The sequence below is a fragment of the Neisseria sp. HMSC056A03 genome, assembly GCF_001815685.1.
Classification (GTDB): domain Bacteria; phylum Pseudomonadota; class Gammaproteobacteria; order Burkholderiales; family Neisseriaceae; genus Neisseria; species Neisseria subflava.
This window is the reverse complement of record NZ_KV821592.1, coordinates 1-905: the sequence shown is the minus strand read 5'-3', so window position 1 is coordinate 905 and position 905 is coordinate 1. Positions and strand designations below refer to the sequence as shown.

At 46.2% G+C, this 905-nt stretch carries 2 protein-coding genes and 1 pseudogene; all 3 read right to left on the bottom strand.

Annotation, left to right across the window (positions count from 1 at the left end):
• Positions 1-333, bottom strand: a pseudogene (locus tag HMPREF3052_RS02350) (hypothetical protein); the annotation flags it as partial.
• Positions 305-454, bottom strand: coding sequence for a hypothetical protein (locus tag HMPREF3052_RS11720; RefSeq protein ID WP_168165936.1), 150 nt, complete (start codon positions 452-454; stop codon positions 305-307). The gene HMPREF3052_RS11720 and the pseudogene HMPREF3052_RS02350, both read right to left, overlap by 29 nt.
• The gene (locus tag HMPREF3052_RS02345; protein ID WP_070748264.1) at positions 451-678 is read right to left on the bottom strand and encodes a helix-turn-helix domain-containing protein; all 228 of its coding nucleotides are present in this window, start codon (positions 676-678) and stop codon (positions 451-453) included. Before HMPREF3052_RS02345 ends, HMPREF3052_RS11720 begins: the two co-directional genes overlap by 4 nt.
• Between the last annotated feature and the right edge of the window lie 227 nt (positions 679-905).

The window sequence follows — 905 nt, the reverse complement described above, 5'->3', positions numbered from 1 at the left end:
CTTACCCTGATTAGGCTTACCCTGATTAGGGTTTTGAAACGGCTCGTCATAAACTGTATAATCCGTTGAACCATCACTGTTTTTTCTTACTGAAATAAAGCCTTTCTCTTTTAGTTCGTTGATGATGTTGTAAATACCCTCTCTGCCTGTTGGCTTCTTCGTGTCTTTGGTCACATTCACAAGCTCTGCAACCATGACTTGCCAGTTATCAGGCTTTGTCAGCAGATACCCAAGTAACCCCATTGCCTGCCAACTAAGTTGATTTTTTTCATAAACTTTGTTGCTTATGACTGTGTAATTGTGTTCACGTTTTGTCCGAATAATTGACATCATCAACCCCTTTCACTTCCTCAACCCACTTGTCCAACGCTTCCTGCGCCTTGCTCACGTCTTCGGCTTGCATATAAGCCAACACCAGCAATCGGGCCTCGTGTATTCTTTGTTCTCGGCTCATGGCTCAATCCCTGATTTAGCTATCGAATAATGGGCAACCGGGTTTTTACAGCTCCCAACCTTGAATCGCGGCTTGTTAAAAACAAATCCCCTGCTTTCCAAGTCGATTATTCGCGCACACAGTTGAGTAACTTTTAGCTCTTCATACGCAACCAGCGACGTGATATAACCGTTTGCGCGGATATAATCGACAATCCGCTTGCATTGTGTCTCTGCATCGTTCATAATCTCGACTCCATAACGTGGTTTAGAACAGCCACCTTAGCCCGTCATCCCTGACGGGCTTTCCTTTATCGGTCGCCCGTCTGTCCGGGCAGTCAACCGTCTTTCCGACCAAGTAATTCAAAGCCGTCTTTCAATCCCTCCGCGATTCTGTAAACCTCATCGCAGCCTTTGGCGGCGGCTTTCAGCATCGCTTTCTTAATCAGCCGTCTGTCTTTCTTTGACAGGCG

Coding starts and splice junctions, on each gene's coding strand:
- HMPREF3052_RS11720 (WP_168165936.1), bottom strand. CDS start 454: ATGAGCCGAGAACAAAGAATACACGAGGCCCGATTGCTGGTGTTGGCT.
- HMPREF3052_RS02345 (WP_070748264.1), bottom strand. CDS start 678: ATGAACGATGCAGAGACACAATGCAAGCGGATTGTCGATTATATCCGC.